Source organism: Bacteroides clarus YIT 12056 (assembly GCF_900129655.1).
Lineage (GTDB): Bacteria > Bacteroidota > Bacteroidia > Bacteroidales > Bacteroidaceae > Bacteroides > Bacteroides clarus.
Map to the genome: position 1 here is coordinate 509,167 of NZ_FQWK01000003.1, position 15,660 is coordinate 524,826.

The window sequence follows — 15,660 nt, forward strand, 5'->3', positions numbered from 1 at the left end:
AAACCATGAAAATCATTGCATTCCTATTTACAGCATTTATCAGTCTGCAAACGTTCGGACAAGAGAAATTCCCCGACGGTACGCCTATCCCCGACTGGTTCAGACAAAACGAAATCGTAAACATCGAAACACTGGGACAGAAATATACCATAACCGATTATGGTGTAGTAAACGACAGTACAATCCTCCAAACAGAAAAGATACAGGCGGTAATAGACCGGGCAGCCCGAAACGGCGGCGGTGTCATTGTTGTCCCCAAAGGAACTTTCCTCAGCGGTTCAATCTTCTTCAAACCCCGGACACATCTATATATGGAAGAAGGTTCCGTATTGAAAGGAAGTGATGACATCAGCAATTTCGCCATTGTCAACACCCGCATAGAAGGACAAAGCCTGAAGTATTTCGCCGCTCTGGTCAATGCCGACAAAGTAAACGGATTTACAATCTCCGGCAAAGGCACAATCAACGGTAACGGACATAGATACTGGAAATCATTCTGGCTGCGCCGGCAGGTTATCCCGAAATGCACCAACATGGACGAGTTGCGTCCCCGTCTGCTCTACATCTCCAACAGCAACGATGTGCAAATCTCCGGAGTACGTCTCATGAACTCTCCGTTCTGGACTACGCATATCTACCGCTGCAATAACATCAAGTTGCTGAATCTCCATATTTTCGCTCCCGCCGCTCCGGTAAAAGCGCCGAGCAGTGACGCCATCGATATCGATGTATGCAGCAACGTACTGGTTAAGAACTGCTATATGTCCGTCAATGACGATGCCGTAGCCCTGAAAGGCGGTAAAGGCCCGTGGGCGGATAAAGACGCCAATAACGGCAGCAATACCAATATCATCATAGAAGACTGTACATATGGTTTTTGCCACAGCGGCCTGACGTGCGGCAGTGAATCGATACACAACCGCAACATCATACTCCGCCGTTGCAAAATCAGCAACGCTACCCGTCTGCTGTGGCTGAAGATGCGTCCCGACACGCCGCAACACTACGAATACATCCTGGTGGAAGACATCACAGGCGATGCCAAGAGCATGCTGCTCATCAAACCGTGGACACAGTTCTTCGACCTCAAAGGCCGTAAGGATATTCCCCTCTCACGTGCCAACAACGTAACTTTGCGCAATATCAACCTGAGTTGCGACATATTCTTCAACGTCAGCAAGTCCGACCAGTACGAATTGAAGGATTTCACTTTCGAGAATCTGAATATCAAGGCAAAGGACGCCAAATGCGATAAAGAGATTATCTCTAATTTTGAATGGAAGAACGTTAAGGTCAATCAATAACGTTCGCCTCAAAACCACGCAACATATTGATTTCTTCCGCCCAAAGTGATTCATCGGGAGTTTCAAGCACAATCGGCATGTCGTTGAACCGTTCATCTTTCATGAAACGTTCAAAGAAACCCATGCCGATAAGTCCTTTCCCGATGCTATCATGGCGGTCTACGCGAGTTCCCAACGCCTTTTTGGAATCATTCAGGTGGATAGCGCGAAGAAAGCCGAAACCGACGGTCTTATCGAAATCCTCAAACACCTTATCGTACTCGTTTACAATATCATATCCCGCCGTATAGGTATGACAGGTATCAAGGCAAACGCCTACGCGGGACTTATCTTCCACCCGGTCGATGATATGCTTCAAGTGCCAGAATTCATTGCCGACATTACTGCCTTGCCCGGCGGTGTTCTCAATAACCGCCGTAACGCCCTGCGTCTTGCCCAATGTCATATTGATGGATTCGGCCACCCTATCCAGACAAGCCTTAACGGAAATCTTGTTCAAGTGACTGCCCGGATGAAAATTCAGTAACTTCAATCCTAACTCTTCACAACGCTGCATCTCATCCAGAAAAGCCGCACGGCTTTTCGCCAGTCCTTCCTCTTCGGGATGTCCCAGATTTATCAGATAACTGTCGTGCGGAAGAATATAGCGTGCATCCAAAGCATACTTTCCGCAATTCTCCTTAAATAAAGCAATGCTTTCCCGCGTCAGAGGTTTCGCCACCCACTGGCGCTGGTTCTTGGTAAACAGGGCAAAAGCGTTCGCCCCTATTTCATGGGCATTGACGGGAGCGAATTCCACACCGCCGCCGGCGGATACATGCGCGCCTATAAATTTCATATTCCGATTGTTATTCATTTGTTTATTGTTCTTTCATAAATTCCCATTGAGACTTTTTCATATCTACAAAACCGTTTGCCCTGAACCGGACACCTTCACTTTCCAGCAACGCTCTTTGCTCCGTCCAGCCCGGTACCAGTCTGCCTTGACTGTTCACCACCCTATGGCAAGGCAGGTGCAAATCTTCCGGCACGTTGTGCATCGCCTGTCCCACCATACGCGAACACTGAGGTCTGCCTACCAGATAGGCAATCTGTCCGTAAGTCACCACGCGTCCCGCAGGAATAGCGGCAACAACGCTGTAAACATCTTGCAGAAAAGCATCGTGATTCATAAGATACAGTCTTTCTTTCCGGCAAAGATAAGGCAAACGGAGAGCATACAAAACAAGTCCGCTCATTTTTTACACCGAATGACGGGATGAGATGCCCGCCTGTCGGGACAGGAACACCTCTTTCCGTTTATAGGAAGGTGCTTGCTCCAAGCGTGTTATAGGCGTAAGTGATATTCTGCTGGCGAAGGACCTCGCCTTTCGGAGTAAACAATATCTGATATTTTATCTGCACATTCGGTTTGCCCACTTGTATGGCCACGATGGGTTGCCATTTGGGAAACTGTACCCAAACAACGTTCTGTACCACCCCGTCCGAAAACTGGCTGGCGGCAAAAGCATTGAACACGGCGGCGGGCACTTCATCCAGCGTTTCCCAGTCCGTTTGCTTCATTACCCACTCCGCATCCGAGTTGAACCAGACTTTGGTATCGAAGCCATTCATCATAAAATCCGCCACATAATACGCCTTGTCCTGCGACCAGGCTATGCCGACGGCTGTGGGATACATCTTTTTAAGAGCTATTTGCACGCTGTCGGGAGCATAACCGGCAGAGGCGGATATAGATGCCAGAAGCATCAGAATCAATAAAGAAGTTTTCAATTTATTCATAATCGTTCAGGTATTAATGGTTCACCGCAAATGATGCGCGGCAAGCACGGATTATACTTATTATACGAATTATCACTGATTAATCAACAGTATCACTTCGTTTTTTGTTTGGTAGTATCCCTGCAAAGATTAATTTTGCAACGTAAATCCATGAAAGCGATATGATAAGTATATATCCTGTTCTTCATAACAAGAAACAATACCTCGACCTCCTACTCCTGGCCGACGAACAAGAGTCCATGATAGACCGTTATCTGGAACGTGGCGAAATGTTCGTCCTGACGGATGCAGGTAACATAAAAGCCGCCTGTGTCGTTACTCGTGAAGCGGAAGATGTTTTCGAGATAAAGAACATTGCCACCTACCCGCAATTCCAACGGCAGGGATATGGCAGGATACTGATAGAATATCTTTTCAAGCGGTATGCAGACAGATGCCGAACTATGCTCGTGGGTACGGGCGACAGTCCTCTGACCGTTCCCTTTTATGAAAGCTGCGGATTCACATATTCGCACCGCATCCCCGACTTCTTTACGGACAACTACGACCATCCCATATACGAAGCGGGCAAGCAACTGAAAGATATGATTTACCTAAAACGCAGCATGCATGAGTAAAAAGAACGTCCGCCCATCACGCATCGCCCAAGAGCAACGCACCGTAGAGCAGATGATCCGTCTCTACTGCCGCAAGAAAGAGGGCAACAAAGAACTTTGCCCGCAATGCCTCGAATTACTGGAGTATGCCCGCGTGCGCCTGTCCCGCTGCCCGTTTGGCGAGAAGAAGAACACTTGCAGGCTCTGCCCCATTCATTGCTACAAGCCTGCCATGAAAGAACGGATGCGTGAGGTGATGCGGTATGCCGGGCCGCGAATGCTGCTCTATCACCCTGCGGCGGCACTCCGGCATTTATGGAAGGAGTATATACATCAATATTTCAGCAAACGCTTCGGACTGCCATGCCAGGAACAGCACAAACAGTAGACTTCCGTCAAATTATACCCTTCCAAAGAAGCTTCGGGATCTTTGGGCACAATCTCTCCCTCACGGGAAACATATACGGGCAGACGCTCTCCGCTGCCGTTCAGGACAAAAAAAGCCCCCACTTTACATTGGGGGCATACCATTTTACGCATCATCAGTTGAAGTAATATAAGAAGATGGCGATACCTTCGAGCGCTTTCTTCTTTTCGCCCTCTATTTCGATAGCAAACTTGATTTCCGCCTTTGCCACACCGCGCAGGTTTGCCAGCGAGTGCAGGGAAGCCACCAAACGGATGCTCTGCCCGGACAGTACAGCCTGGCCGAACTTCATCTTGTCCATACCATAGTTAATCATCATCTTCAGGTTGTTCACCTCAATAATCTGGTTCCACAGATGCGGCAGCATGGAGAGGGTAAGATAACCGTGCGCAATAGTACTCTTAAAAGGACTTTCGGTCTTGGCACGCTCGGTATCAACGTGAATCCACTGGTGGTCCAGCGTTGCGTCGGCAAAGAGGTTGATACGTTCCTGCGTAAGCTCCACATATTCCGAAACACCGATTTGCTGACCTATCAGCTTTTCAAAATCCTCATACGAGTTGATAATAACTTTTTCCATATATTCTTTGTTTTGTTGGGTAAATAGCGTTGTAAACGGTAACAAAGATACCGCTTATCTCCGAATAAATTACAAACAGACTGCTAAAAAGCCATATATTCCGGCTGTTTTTACCATAGTCTACCTTATTATGAGCCGCACATTCCACAAAGAACGCGTAAGTTTATACTTGTCTGCAAACAGATAATGTCATGGCTCCGCATAACAAAACAAACATACGGTTGGTAATAACTGTTATTGTATTGTATTGTATTTTTATTATATCTCTTCCCCATTTCTTTTCATTTCTGCGAATTATATCTATTTTTGTAAGCATATACAAGTATATAATAAGAATATCAATCACTCTAAATATTCCTGTATGGACGCTAAAAAGGATTATAACCTGTTATCAGACATAATGCGCAATGCCAACATGGGCTGGTGGGAAGCCGACGTGCAGGATGCGAGTTATATCTGTTCCGAATACATCGCCAACCTGCTGGGTTTGAAAGAAGACGGTTACATCAGCTTTGAAGACTTCAACAAACGCATCTTGAAAGAGGAGCAACCGCATACCACCACACATTCCTTTTACAATATGCAGCAGATGAATGAAGCCGTCTATCTGCTCGATAGCGTAAAAGGCCCCGTATGGGTGCGCAGTAAAGCCTGTATGCAGAAAACCGATGAAAAAGGACATACCAAGATTTACGGCATAGCCGAAATACAGGACGGCCCTTATATGTCATCCGCCTCGCAGGTGCTGCAACAACGCGAACGGCTTTTGCACAACATCTACAAGAACCTTCCGGTGGGCATCGAACTCTACAACATAGACGGAGTTCTGATAGACCTCAACGACAAGGAACTGGAAATGTTCCACTTGCGACGGAAAGAAGACCTGCTGGGTGTCAATATCTTCGACAATCCCGTATTTCCGCAAGAGATGAAAGAGAAACTGAGAAAATATGAAAACGCCGATTTCACGTTCCGCTACGACTTCGCGCAAGTAGGCTCTTACTACGACCCGCAGACCAAAACGGGTACGATAGACCTCGTGACCAAAGTAACCACGCTGTACGACGAAAAGCACGTCCCTACCAACTATCTGCTGATAAATGCCGATAAGACCGAGACTACCGTAGCCTACAACAAAATACAGGAATTCGAGAGTTTCTTCGAACTGATAGGTAACTATGCCAAAGTAGGGTATGCCCATTACAATCTGCTCACCCGGCAGGGATATGCCCAACACAGCTGGTATATCAATGTCGGTGAGCAGGAGGACACACCGTTGTCCGAAATCATCGGAGTGTACAACCACATCCACCCCGACGACCGTCACGATATGCTCCGCTTTCTGGATAACGCCCTAAAAGGTACAGAGAACAAGTTCAACAAGGAGATACGCATTCTCAGACAAGACGGCAACTGTTCTTGGACGCACGTCAACCTGATAGTGAAAGTGTACGCTCCCGAACAGAACTGTATCGAACTCATCTGTATCAACTACGATATCACCCGGCTCAAAGATACGGAAGCCATGCTGATACTGGCCAAAGAGAAAGCCGAAGAATCAGACCGCCTGAAATCCGCTTTCCTCGCCAACATGAGTCACGAAATACGCACGCCGCTGAATGCCATTATCGGTTTCTCCGGTCTTTTGCCCTACATAGAGGATGCCGAGGAGCGCGACCGCTATATAGCCCTGATAAACCACAACAATGAGTTATTGCTGAATATCATCAATGATGTATTAGACTTGTCGAAAATAGAAGCCGGACACATAGAGCTGTCTCCCGTCTGGCTCAATCTCTCGGACCTGATAGACGAGAGCTGCACCGAATGTCAACGTAATGTTCCCGAAGGCGTAACGCTCAAAACCCGCTATCCGGCAATTCCCCGCCTGATAGAGCAGGACCCGATGCGCATCAAGCAGGTATTAAGCAACCTCGTATCGAACGCGTTGAAGAATACAACGCAGGGATATGTCGAGATTTCATACGAAACGGGACAGTCCGAAGCGAGGATAAGCGTTTCCGATACCGGGTGCGGCATACCTCAAGAAAAGCTCGGCGTGATATTCGAACGGTTCGAAAAAACGGATTCTTTCGTACAAGGAGCCGGACTGGGCTTATCCATCTGCAAGTCCATCGTGGAACACATGAACGGGAGAATCGAGGTGATATCCGCCGTAGGCGAAGGCAGTACGTTTACCGTAACGTTTCCCTGCCAAGTACAGCCGGCGACATAACGGAATAGAAATAAAGAACAGGAAAGAAATATGATAATACAAAAAGAGTTTACCCTCACCCCTCACAAGCGTGGCTTTCATCTGGTTACGGAAGAAATATCCCGCAACCTGCCGCCGTTGCCACCAACCGGATTATTACATTTGTTCATCAAGCACACAAGCGCCGCACTCACCATCAACGAGAATGCCGACCCGGATGTACAGACAGATATGGAAGCCATCTTCAACCGCCTTGTCAGGGAACGTGAACCTTATTACGAACATACCTGCGAGGGGGACGACGATATGCCGGCGCATGCCAAGTCCACCATTGTGGGAGCGGAACTGACCATCCCCATTACCAACGGACGGATGAACATGGGCATTTGGCAAGGTATCTATCTGTGTGAATTCCGCAATCGTGGCGGCGGAAGAAAAATCATCGCAACCGTTATTGGATAATCTCTGCCCATGAAAAAAGCCATTATCATAGGAGCCACCTCAGGCATCGGCCAGGAAGTAGCCCGTTTACTCGTGCGGCAAGGTTGGCGCATAGGTATTGCCGGCAGGCGCGAAGAAGCCCTGCGGAGCATGCAGCAAACCAACCCCGAACAGATAGAGATACAATGTCTTGATGTGACAGAGGATAATGCCATCCTGCATCTCAACCGATTGGTAGACCGCCTAGGCGGTATGGACTTGTTTTTCCTAAGTTCCGGTGTGGGTTATCAGAACAGAAACCTGGAACCGGAAATAGAATTGAACACCGCACGTACCAATGTCGAAGGATTTACCCGAATGGTAACCGCCGCTTTCGACTATTTCAAAAAAACGGGTGGCGGGCATATCGCTGTAATCAGTTCCATAGCGGGCACCAAGGGGCTGGGTGTAGCACCCGCCTACTCCGCCACCAAGCGGTTTCAGAATACGTACATCGACGCTTTGGCGCAACTTTCACGGATGCAGCGCCTCAACATCCGCTTCACCGATATCCGTCCGGGCTTCGTAGCAACGGACTTGCTGCGGAACGGCAAGTACCCGATGCTGATGCATGCCGACGAAGTAGCCCGACACATCGTCCGGGCATTAAAACATAAAAAACGGGTGGCGGTAATTGACGGACGTTACAGCCTATTGGTATTCTTTTGGCGAATGATTCCACGTTGGCTGTGGGAACGGTTGCCTATAAAGAATTGATTTCGTATCTTCACGCCAATAAACCAAAAACAACCAAGATGAAAAAAAAAGCCGGATATATGATACTTACAGCCACCGTTGCCCTGTGTACAGGCGCTTCGTTGCCTTTTCTCCTCGGCAACAGTGTGCTGAATCCTGAACAACAATCCGTTAAATCGGAAGTGCCCTACTGCGTCACCTCTCCTACCGTACCCGCCAAGATTACCTTTGCCGGACAGGAAGTGGACTTGCTGCGCTACGATCACCGGGAACGTATGGACCGCGAACTGATGTCGTTCACCTATATGCATTCCACCACGATGCTCACCGTAAAGCGTGCAAACCGCTATTTTCCTATTATAGAACCTATATTAAAAGCAAACGGCATACCGGATGATTTTAAATATCTGGCCGTAATAGAAAGCGCGCTTAACCCGCTTGCCAAATCACCCGCCGGTGCCGCCGGCATGTGGCAGTTCATGCCCGGTACAGGACGTGAGTTCGGTTTGGAAGTAAACAATAACATCGACGAACGTTATCACGTGGAAAAAGAAACGAAAGCCGCCTGTAAATATCTGAAAGAGGCCTATGCCAAATATGGCAACTGGCTCTGCGTAGCCGCTGCCTACAATGCCGGACAAGGACGCATCTCCGCACAGTTACAGAAACAAATGGTGAGCCGAGCGGCAGACCTTTGGCTGGTAGAGGAAACCTCACGCTATATGTTCCGTTTGCTGGCGGCAAAGGCTGTTATCAGCAATCCGCAACAATACGGTTTCTTACTGAAACGTGAACATCTTTATCCGTCCATCCCATACACTGAAGTGAAAGTCACTACTGGAATAACCAATCTGGCGCAATTCGCCAAAAGCAAAGGTATCACCTATGCTCAGCTAAAAGATGCCAATCCCTGGCTGCGTGACATTTCTTTGATGAACAAAAGCGGACGTACATACATCCTAAAGATACCGACGCAAGCCGGAATGCACTACGATCCGCATAAGACCGTTCCTTATAACAAGCACTGGGTAATAAATTAAGAGTCAAGTCTGTTTCTCCGTCAAATACTTCCAATAACGCACAGGCATATCTTGTCTGTGCTTGCGGGGATTCAGCCTCTCTCTGATGCAGATTGCCTTGAAATAGGTTTTCCAAAGTCGCTGAAAGAGTTTTTCATCTTTATCCATAAGGCTTTCGTCCAGCATACCCGTCACAAGATGTCCTTCATGACTATCTTCGCCGAAAGTAACTTCCCGTATTTCTTTTAAATCGTAATAATAGCCATAAGCGCGCTTAATGTCATATATCAACCAACGTTGGTCGGCAAAGCGGTCTTTAAAATGCCCGGTTATCAGGGGAAGTGCATTCTTCTCCGGCTCCACCGCTGCAAAATAAGTACCGTCCGCAGCCTTTTGAAAACGGATGAACTGCAACATCCGTATGCGTTCCCAATCTACCCGTTTCCACATACGTGAGAATTCCAAAACATCAGGGTCGGCAAAATTGGTTTCAATGGAACGGGGAGCATCTATTGCTTTACGGATATAACGAAACAGGAGCGATGCCGTTTCCGGCTCTTCCGCCAGCCAGCATTGGGTAAGGCAGGACAAGGCGGATGCAGACAGTTTTTTCTGTAAGCCGCGCCAAACCCTACCCGCTTTCTCTTCATCGGAAACCACCGTAAAAGCCTCATCATGGAATAAGGGTAGCGGCTCTCCCTCTGCCAACAAAGCATCCGGAAAAGTACGGCGGGAATAGGCCTCGAAAACAGAAGTCAGCAATCCCTCGAAAGTATTATCGAATATAAACAGGTTCATTCTCTTTCTTCTCCAAAATCAAGTGTCAACTGCCTGTCATCGTATTTCTTTTTAGGCTTTCGCACCAACAGATTGCGCACCCCTTGCGGAGTCATTTCATTGACCGTACGCATAGGCAGTTCACTGCACATAATAAAATACTGCGCTTTCTTCATTACCACGCCGATTTTTTTCAGCTGATAAAATCCCAATTTGGAAAAACGGCGGGAAGCGATTATCAGGCGCGCCGATTTCACGCCGATACCCGGTATGCGGAGTATCATCTCATAATCCGCTTTATTGATATCAACGGGAAACAGCTCGGGATGACGCAAGGCCCACGACAGTTTCGGATCTATCTCCAAATCCAAATCCGGATAAGCGTCATCTACGATTTCATCTACCTTGAACTGATAGAAACGCAGCAGCCAGTCAGCCTGATAGAGGCGGTTCTCGCGTACCAAGGGCGGCTGTTTCAAAGCCGGCAGGCGCTTGTCGTACGTATTCACCGAGACATATCCGGAATAATAGACGCGCCGCATCGTAGGACGCTGATAAAGAGCCGATGAAAGGAAAAGAATATCCTTGTCCGTTTCAGCGGTAGCCCCCACAATCATCTGTGTACTCTGTCCCGCCGGAGCAAAACGGGGCGCATAACGATACTTCTTACGTTCTTCCGCACTCTCCAAAACACCTTGCTGGATATATCGCATCGGAGCAAACACACTCTTATGGTCTTTCTCCGGAGCAAGCAGCTTGAGGTTTTCTTCTTTGGGGATTTCCACATTTACACTGAGACGGTCGGCATATAACCCGGCTTCATTCACCAACTCCCGACTGGCTCCGGGAATACTCTTCAAATGGATATAGCCGTTGAAGCGATGGATGGTACGAAGGTCTTTGGCCACACGCACCAACCGTTCCATTGTATAATCGGGGTTGCGCACCACACCGCTACTCAGAAAAAGCCCTTCGATGTAGTTGCGGCGATAAAATTCCATTGTCAAATCCACCAGTTCGCCGACGGAAAGGGTGGCACGAGGCAAGTCGTTGCTACGACGGTTGATACAATAGGCGCAATCGTATATGCAGTAATTCGTCAGCATCACTTTCAACAACGAAATACAGCGTCCGTCCTCTGCAAAGCTATGACAGATACCCCACCCGCCCACAGTATTACCCACCATGCCCGCTTTATTGGAACGCACAGTACCGCTGGATGAGCAAGATACATCGTACTTTGCCGACTCCGCCAATATCTTCAACTTATTTAATACATTCTCGTCCATAACCCGTGCCAAAAGTAGCAATAAAACTTCGATTTCAAGGACGAAGGCCAAGCAATTAATATATTAAAAATCGTTGAGGGATAGGATAGAAAAACGACTTATCCGTACAAAGGAACTACTATATATAAAATAAAAAAGACCGCCGGACGGCAGTCTTTCACAGCATTAAATCTGCTTTTTTCTTACTTCTTAGAAGCTTCCAAAGATGCTTTGCGGAATTCTTTCATTGTCTTTTCGATTTCCAAAGAAGCCTTACGTGCACGAGTACCGGCTGCCTTGTTACCGTTTTCCAACTGAGCTTTTGCATCTTTTTCGAATGCTGCATACAATTCTGCAACTTTTTCAACTAATTCTTTCATAATCCTTTTTTAATTACTTCGTTAATAATGTCCGACAAAAATACATTCTTTCTTGAAATAAATGCAGAAAAACGATATTTTTTTTGAAATAATACGCAAAATCGGCATAAAAAAGGGCTCATACGTGTTTTTTATCTACTTTTGCAGGCATGAAAACGCTTACTGATGCCCAATATATACATGCTCTCATAGCCGAAGGAGAGCACCAGCAGCAAGATTTCAAGTTCGAAATATCCGATGCGCGAAAAATTGCCAAGACGCTTTCGGCCTTTTCAAATACGGACGGCGGACGTCTCCTTATCGGCGTAAAAGACAATGGAAAAATAGCCGGAGTACGCTCCGACGAGGAACAATATATGATAGAAGCGGCAGCCCGATTATACTGTCGCCCGGAAGTGAGTTACAGCACGCAGACTTATCAGGTGGAAGGCCGTAGCGTGCTACTCGTACAAATTGATGAAAGCGACCGGAAACCGGTATATGCCAAAGACGAAACCGGCAGGTATCTCGCCTACCTGCGCATTAAAGACGAAAACATTCTTGCCACCCCGGTACACCTGCGTATCTGGCAGCAAAGCGAAAGTCCCAAAGGAGAACTGATGGAATACACCGAACGGGAACAACTGCTTCTTGATTTGCTGGAACAAAACGACCGATTGTCACTGAACCGTTATTGCCGTCTGGCACATCTGTCACGCCGTTCCGCGGAACATTTGCTGGCTAAACTCATTCGCTATGACATTGTGGAACCCATATTCGAAGGACATAAGTTTCACTTCAAGCTGAAATGAAGTAGAAAAAGAGTTGGAGTGCTGGTAAAAAGCAAGTTATTTACTACCTTTGCACCCGTAAATTTAGAAAAACTATCATCATGGGTATATTTGCCAAACTATTCAACAAGAATTCGGAAGAGGTTTCTTCCAAAAATGTGGAAGACTTTGTCTCACTGACACGTGTCTACTTCCAATCTGTGATAGCCGCAAACCTGGGTATCACCAACATCCGTTTTGTACCGGATGTAGCCAACTTCAAACGTTTATTCAAAATTCCTACACAGGGCGGTCGTCTGGGACAAGCGGAAAAAGCGGTTTCCCGCAAGATGCTGATGCAGGACTACGGAATAAGCGAGAACTTCTTTAAAGAGATCGACGCTTCCGTAAAAAAACACTGCCGTACGCAGAATGACGTACAAGGTTATCTTTTCATGTATCAGGGCTTCTCTAACGATCTGATGATGTTGATGGGTAACCTGATGCAATGGAAATTCCGTATGCCGTCTATTTTTAAAGGCGCATTACGCAGCATGACCGAAAAAACGGTACATGAGGTTTGTACCAAGGCCGTTTGGAAAAAGGATGACGTACACAAAACAGCCATGACAGTCCGTCAGTACAAAGAACGTTTGGGATACTCGGAACAATGGATGACCGAGTATGTGTACAATATCGTTATGCTGGCAAAGAAAGAACCGAAAAAGAAAGCCGACGAACAAGAGAAAGCATAAGCCGAAGTCTCGGCCAATAAGCGCAAACGCTTTTTTCTATGGAAATAGAACAGCATCCCTTAGAACCTTTTCTCCCCGGCAATGCACGTTTACTGATGCTGGGGAGCTTCCCGCCGCAAAAGAAGCGGTGGTCAATGGAGTTTTATTATCCGAATTGGAATAACGACATGTGGCGCATAGCAGGTCTCTTATTCTTTAATGATAAAGACCATTTCGTAGATAAATCCCGAAAGGCCTTTTGTAAAGAGTGTATTATCAGTTTCCTGAACAAAAAGGGAATAGCCCTGTTCGATACGGCCACCGCCGTACGGCGATTACAGGATAATGCATCCGATAAGTTTCTTGAGGTAGTCCAACCTACCGATATAGCCGCATTGCTGCAACAACTGCCGCAATGCGAAGCGATTGTCACCACGGGGCAAAAGGCGACGGACACACTTTGCGCGCTGTTCTCATTGAAAGAGCCCAAGGTCGGGGATTTTACAGAGTTCATTTTCGAGGATCGCCCCATACGTCTCTATCGCATGCCTTCTTCATCAAGAGCTTATCCGCTGGCTTTAGAAAAAAAAGCGGCAGCCTATCGCGTTATGTATCAGGACTTACAAATGCTATAAGCGATTTTCCCTTTAAAATAAAGGGACAAAGGGCTTGCAGATTTGAAAGTTTCCATTACCTTTGCAGCCGCAAACACGGGAGTAGCTCAGTTGGTAGAGCACCGGTCTCCAAAACCGGGTGTCGGGAGTTCGAGCCTCTCCTCCCGTGCAACCGCCTTATCAGGCAAAGTCACCGTTCAAGAAATATTAATCAACTTATGCGTCTGTAAACTCAGTCTCCATTTCGGATGCTGCATCACGCGCACCACAGTTTCTACCGTATTACTACAAGAACAAGGTTGCAGAAAAAAATGCTTGGCAGGCAGTTGTTCATACACGGTAATGTCCTGACTTTCATACACCACTTTCACCTCATCCATGCGGGAAATGCTCAGTTTTGCCCCTCGTTTGGGCGAGCAAGTCACCCAATCTATATTATCCGGTAGCTCGTGTGTCCCGTTAGTCTCGATACACACATACTTTCCCAGCTGGTGCAGACGGTCTACAAATTCCCGATCAATCCAAAGCGAAGGTTCTCCACCCGTCAGTATCACCATCATTGCAGGATATTTCCCCACCTCCGCCATGATTTCTTCATCTGTCATCAAAACACCCTCTTCATGCTGCGTATCACAAAACGGGCACTTCAGGTTACAACCGGAAAGACGGATAAAAACAGCAGGAGTACCCGTATGAAATCCCTCTCCCTGCAGACTGTAAAATATTTCGTTAATCTTTCTCATAAGCGGTCGTGTCAATCTTCTTCATATACGGCTATATTCGACTCGGATTCCTGCACCTCTACTTTAAAACAAGTAGGTATTTGGTCGCATATCCAACGCGCAATATTCTCGGCTGTAGGATTAAAAGGAAGAACTTCATTGATATTCCGGTGGTCCAACTGCTCTTTCACCACCTGTTTGATATGGCTGAAATCAACTACCATACCATCGGCATTCAACTCTTTGGAACGGCAATAAACTGTGATTATCCAATTGTGACCATGCAGATTTTCACATTTACTCTGATAGGAAAGCTTCAGACTGTGGGCAGCCGAAACTTCCATTCGTTTAATGACTGTATACATACTGTTAATACGCTAATTAAAATATCATTTATAGTACTGTGCATCTAATGTCACCTCGATGCGACAGCAAAAGTACAAAAAACTTGGAATTTACACATCAGATTACCACTTATTCATACACACAGATAGAATTGGCAACCCGGCGTTCCACTCCACCCGAAGGCGTATTAATGATACCCGTATCGGAATATTCCCCGCTCCATAAAGTAGAAGAACCGCCGCCGTCAAGATTCAACGCGTCTTTTCCACCCAATACGCGGATCATGTGTGTCAGTTCAGGTATATTGACACCATCCGCCTTTCCTTTCATACGTCCGTCCACAACAACAAACAAAATCTTTTTATCTTTCGTAAGCACTATGGCGCTACGCGGATGTTTGGTATTCACAAAACTTTGGTTACAAGCGGAAATATCACACTCTTTTCCATTCATCAGCATCAAAGGACCGGAAACAAGCACCGTCCCATGCTTCAAGCGACAAGCCTTTTCTTCTTGTTTGCTCCAGGGCAACAATTTCATCCGTCCTTTCTTTATGAATACAGCTCCATTGGAAACCGTACCCAATGCGCCGTTGGCAGTTGTATCCACCACCACTCCGTTTTTCCGCAAATAACAAACCGAATTACCTGCTTTCATATTAAAATAAGAACCATTAACGGCAGCTATTGCTCCCGAACGGTGTGCAGCCACACTGGTTTCCTCTTTAGGCTGATGAATCAGTACATCCAGATTGTAATACTTCGGAGTTATTTCGAGTACGGAAACTTCCTGTGGAACACCATATAAAGAATTGAAAAAAGCCTTTCGGCAAAGTACGCCTTTCTTTAAAGACGTCACCTGCCAATGCGCGGCAACCAAAGCCAAAGAATCCGCAACCGTCTGGGCCGTAGCGGTCCATGCGCAACAAACAATAAACAATAGCAAAACGACTTTATTCTTCATATTTTTTCT

Annotated in this window: 21 protein-coding genes and 1 tRNA gene; 11 read left to right on the top strand and 11 right to left on the bottom strand. The window is 46.8% G+C overall.

What is annotated here, in order from left to right; all coding sequences use genetic code 11:
• Window positions 1-5: 5 nt before the first annotated feature.
• A complete protein-coding gene (locus tag BUB52_RS06950; protein WP_009121319.1) occupies window positions 6-1,304 on the top strand; it encodes a rhamnogalacturonidase in 1,299 nt (432 codons plus the stop codon).
• Here BUB52_RS06950 and nfo read toward each other — a convergent pair.
• The 3 genes from nfo to BUB52_RS06965 all read right to left on the bottom strand — a co-directional run bounded on the left by nfo (window position 1,294) and on the right by BUB52_RS06965 (window position 3,086).
• Window positions 1,294-2,142: a deoxyribonuclease IV gene (gene nfo, locus BUB52_RS06955; RefSeq protein ID WP_039950540.1), complete on the bottom strand. Its 849-nt coding sequence runs from the start codon at window positions 2,140-2,142 to the stop codon at window positions 1,294-1,296. The two genes, BUB52_RS06950 and nfo, sit on opposite strands and share 11 nt — an antisense overlap.
• A 22-nt stretch (window positions 2,143-2,164) precedes the next feature.
• Window positions 2,165-2,476, bottom strand: a complete 312-nt coding sequence (locus tag BUB52_RS06960; RefSeq protein WP_039950471.1) for an MGMT family protein — start codon at window positions 2,474-2,476, stop codon at window positions 2,165-2,167.
• 127 nt (window positions 2,477-2,603) lie between these two features.
• Window positions 2,604-3,086 (bottom strand): PepSY-like domain-containing protein, encoded by a 483-nt coding sequence (locus tag BUB52_RS06965; protein WP_009121316.1) that lies wholly within the window; start codon window positions 3,084-3,086, stop codon window positions 2,604-2,606.
• Window positions 3,087-3,247: 161 nt separating this feature from the next.
• Between BUB52_RS06965 and BUB52_RS06970 the strand changes: the two genes are divergently transcribed.
• The gene (locus BUB52_RS06970; protein ID WP_009121314.1) at window positions 3,248-3,703 is read left to right on the top strand and encodes a GNAT family N-acetyltransferase; all 456 of its coding nucleotides are present in this window, start codon (window positions 3,248-3,250) and stop codon (window positions 3,701-3,703) included.
• Window positions 3,696-4,070: a nitrous oxide-stimulated promoter family protein gene (locus BUB52_RS06975; protein WP_009121313.1), complete on the top strand. Its 375-nt coding sequence runs from the start codon at window positions 3,696-3,698 to the stop codon at window positions 4,068-4,070. The genes BUB52_RS06970 and BUB52_RS06975 overlap by 8 nt, the downstream gene beginning before the upstream one ends.
• Here BUB52_RS06975 and BUB52_RS06980 read toward each other — a convergent pair.
• Complete coding sequence (locus BUB52_RS06980; protein WP_073212633.1) at window positions 4,016-4,222, bottom strand: hypothetical protein; 207 nt, start codon at window positions 4,220-4,222, stop codon at window positions 4,016-4,018. The genes BUB52_RS06975 and BUB52_RS06980 overlap by 55 nt on opposite strands.
• A gap of 2 nt (window positions 4,223-4,224) precedes the next feature.
• Window positions 4,225-4,689: a MaoC family dehydratase gene (locus BUB52_RS06985; RefSeq protein ID WP_009121312.1), complete on the bottom strand. Its 465-nt coding sequence runs from the start codon at window positions 4,687-4,689 to the stop codon at window positions 4,225-4,227.
• Window positions 4,690-5,050: 361 nt separating this feature from the next.
• On the opposite strand from BUB52_RS06985, the gene BUB52_RS06990 reads away from it, so the two are divergent.
• Genes BUB52_RS06990 through BUB52_RS07005 form a run of 4 tightly spaced genes read left to right on the top strand, consistent with a single transcriptional unit; the run spans window position 5,051 to window position 9,120 of the window.
• Window positions 5,051-6,925: a PAS domain-containing sensor histidine kinase gene (locus tag BUB52_RS06990; RefSeq protein ID WP_009121309.1), complete on the top strand. Its 1,875-nt coding sequence runs from the start codon at window positions 5,051-5,053 to the stop codon at window positions 6,923-6,925.
• A 30-nt stretch (window positions 6,926-6,955) separates the two neighbouring features.
• On the top strand, window positions 6,956-7,366 hold the full coding sequence (locus BUB52_RS06995) for a secondary thiamine-phosphate synthase enzyme YjbQ (RefSeq protein WP_009121308.1): 411 nt from the start codon (window positions 6,956-6,958) through the stop codon (window positions 7,364-7,366).
• A gap of 9 nt (window positions 7,367-7,375) precedes the next feature.
• Complete coding sequence (locus BUB52_RS07000; protein ID WP_009121307.1) at window positions 7,376-8,101, top strand: SDR family NAD(P)-dependent oxidoreductase; 726 nt, start codon at window positions 7,376-7,378, stop codon at window positions 8,099-8,101.
• A gap of 38 nt (window positions 8,102-8,139) precedes the next feature.
• On the top strand, window positions 8,140-9,120 hold the full coding sequence (locus BUB52_RS07005) for a lytic transglycosylase domain-containing protein (protein WP_039950470.1): 981 nt from the start codon (window positions 8,140-8,142) through the stop codon (window positions 9,118-9,120).
• A 3-nt stretch (window positions 9,121-9,123) separates the two neighbouring features.
• Here BUB52_RS07005 and BUB52_RS07010 read toward each other — a convergent pair whose 3' ends face one another.
• From BUB52_RS07010 to BUB52_RS07020, 3 genes are all read right to left on the bottom strand, one after another.
• Window positions 9,124-9,897, bottom strand: coding sequence for a TIGR03915 family putative DNA repair protein (locus tag BUB52_RS07010; protein WP_009121305.1), 774 nt, complete (start codon window positions 9,895-9,897; stop codon window positions 9,124-9,126).
• A complete protein-coding gene (locus BUB52_RS07015) occupies window positions 9,894-11,165 on the bottom strand; it encodes a putative DNA modification/repair radical SAM protein (protein ID WP_039950468.1) in 1,272 nt (423 codons plus the stop codon). Before BUB52_RS07015 ends, BUB52_RS07010 begins: the two co-directional genes overlap by 4 nt.
• 182 nt (window positions 11,166-11,347) lie before the next feature.
• Complete coding sequence (locus BUB52_RS07020; protein ID WP_009121302.1) at window positions 11,348-11,524, bottom strand: histone H1; 177 nt, start codon at window positions 11,522-11,524, stop codon at window positions 11,348-11,350.
• A 149-nt stretch (window positions 11,525-11,673) separates the two neighbouring features.
• On the opposite strand from BUB52_RS07020, the gene BUB52_RS07025 reads away from it, so the two are divergent.
• The 4 genes from BUB52_RS07025 (at window position 11,674) to BUB52_RS07040 (ending at window position 13,790) form a co-directional block, all read left to right on the top strand.
• Window positions 11,674-12,315: an AlbA family DNA-binding domain-containing protein gene (locus BUB52_RS07025; RefSeq protein ID WP_009121300.1), complete on the top strand. Its 642-nt coding sequence runs from the start codon at window positions 11,674-11,676 to the stop codon at window positions 12,313-12,315.
• Between the two features lie 80 nt (window positions 12,316-12,395).
• On the top strand, window positions 12,396-13,028 hold the full coding sequence (locus BUB52_RS07030; RefSeq protein ID WP_009121299.1) for a hypothetical protein: 633 nt from the start codon (window positions 12,396-12,398) through the stop codon (window positions 13,026-13,028).
• A 38-nt stretch (window positions 13,029-13,066) separates the two neighbouring features.
• Window positions 13,067-13,642 carry a uracil-DNA glycosylase family protein gene (locus tag BUB52_RS07035; RefSeq protein WP_009121298.1) on the top strand — a complete coding sequence of 192 codons (576 nt, stop codon included), beginning with the start codon at window positions 13,067-13,069 and terminating at the stop codon, window positions 13,640-13,642.
• A gap of 75 nt (window positions 13,643-13,717) precedes the next feature.
• A tRNA-Trp gene (locus tag BUB52_RS07040) sits at window positions 13,718-13,790 on the top strand.
• 28 nt (window positions 13,791-13,818) lie between these two features.
• On the opposite strand, the gene BUB52_RS07045 is transcribed toward BUB52_RS07040, so the two are convergent.
• The 3 genes from BUB52_RS07045 to BUB52_RS07055 all read right to left on the bottom strand — a co-directional run bounded on the left by BUB52_RS07045 (window position 13,819) and on the right by BUB52_RS07055 (window position 15,651).
• A complete protein-coding gene (locus BUB52_RS07045) occupies window positions 13,819-14,364 on the bottom strand; it encodes a 7-carboxy-7-deazaguanine synthase QueE (protein ID WP_009121297.1) in 546 nt (181 codons plus the stop codon).
• An 11-nt stretch (window positions 14,365-14,375) separates the two neighbouring features.
• The gene (gene queD / locus BUB52_RS07050; RefSeq protein WP_009121296.1) at window positions 14,376-14,708 is read right to left on the bottom strand and encodes a 6-carboxytetrahydropterin synthase QueD; all 333 of its coding nucleotides are present in this window, start codon (window positions 14,706-14,708) and stop codon (window positions 14,376-14,378) included.
• A 109-nt stretch (window positions 14,709-14,817) separates the two neighbouring features.
• Window positions 14,818-15,651, bottom strand: a complete 834-nt coding sequence (locus BUB52_RS07055) for a phosphodiester glycosidase family protein (RefSeq protein WP_009121295.1) — start codon at window positions 15,649-15,651, stop codon at window positions 14,818-14,820.
• Window positions 15,652-15,660: the final 9 nt, after the last annotated feature.

Coding starts and splice junctions, on each gene's coding strand:
- queD (WP_009121296.1), bottom strand. CDS start 14,708: ATGTATACAGTCATTAAACGAATGGAAGTTTCGGCTGCCCACAGTCTG.
- BUB52_RS07015 (WP_039950468.1), bottom strand. CDS start 11,165: ATGGACGAGAATGTATTAAATAAGTTGAAGATATTGGCGGAGTCGGCA.
- BUB52_RS07030 (WP_009121299.1), top strand. CDS start 12,396: ATGGGTATATTTGCCAAACTATTCAACAAGAATTCGGAAGAGGTTTCT.
- BUB52_RS07025 (WP_009121300.1), top strand. CDS start 11,674: ATGAAAACGCTTACTGATGCCCAATATATACATGCTCTCATAGCCGAA.
- BUB52_RS07035 (WP_009121298.1), top strand. CDS start 13,067: ATGGAAATAGAACAGCATCCCTTAGAACCTTTTCTCCCCGGCAATGCA.
- BUB52_RS06975 (WP_009121313.1), top strand. CDS start 3,696: ATGAGTAAAAAGAACGTCCGCCCATCACGCATCGCCCAAGAGCAACGC.
- BUB52_RS06970 (WP_009121314.1), top strand. CDS start 3,248: ATGATAAGTATATATCCTGTTCTTCATAACAAGAAACAATACCTCGAC.
- BUB52_RS06960 (WP_039950471.1), bottom strand. CDS start 2,476: ATGAATCACGATGCTTTTCTGCAAGATGTTTACAGCGTTGTTGCCGCT.
- BUB52_RS06995 (WP_009121308.1), top strand. CDS start 6,956: ATGATAATACAAAAAGAGTTTACCCTCACCCCTCACAAGCGTGGCTTT.
- BUB52_RS07000 (WP_009121307.1), top strand. CDS start 7,376: ATGAAAAAAGCCATTATCATAGGAGCCACCTCAGGCATCGGCCAGGAA.
- BUB52_RS06950 (WP_009121319.1), top strand. CDS start 6: ATGAAAATCATTGCATTCCTATTTACAGCATTTATCAGTCTGCAAACG.
- BUB52_RS06965 (WP_009121316.1), bottom strand. CDS start 3,086: ATGAATAAATTGAAAACTTCTTTATTGATTCTGATGCTTCTGGCATCT.
- BUB52_RS06985 (WP_009121312.1), bottom strand. CDS start 4,689: ATGGAAAAAGTTATTATCAACTCGTATGAGGATTTTGAAAAGCTGATA.
- BUB52_RS07020 (WP_009121302.1), bottom strand. CDS start 11,524: ATGAAAGAATTAGTTGAAAAAGTTGCAGAATTGTATGCAGCATTCGAA.
- BUB52_RS06990 (WP_009121309.1), top strand. CDS start 5,051: ATGGACGCTAAAAAGGATTATAACCTGTTATCAGACATAATGCGCAAT.
- nfo (WP_039950540.1), bottom strand. CDS start 2,142: ATGAAATTTATAGGCGCGCATGTATCCGCCGGCGGCGGTGTGGAATTC.
- BUB52_RS07010 (WP_009121305.1), bottom strand. CDS start 9,897: ATGAACCTGTTTATATTCGATAATACTTTCGAGGGATTGCTGACTTCT.
- BUB52_RS07005 (WP_039950470.1), top strand. CDS start 8,140: ATGAAAAAAAAAGCCGGATATATGATACTTACAGCCACCGTTGCCCTG.
- BUB52_RS06980 (WP_073212633.1), bottom strand. CDS start 4,222: ATGCGTAAAATGGTATGCCCCCAATGTAAAGTGGGGGCTTTTTTTGTC.
- BUB52_RS07045 (WP_009121297.1), bottom strand. CDS start 14,364: ATGAGAAAGATTAACGAAATATTTTACAGTCTGCAGGGAGAGGGATTT.
- BUB52_RS07055 (WP_009121295.1), bottom strand. CDS start 15,651: ATGAAGAATAAAGTCGTTTTGCTATTGTTTATTGTTTGTTGCGCATGG.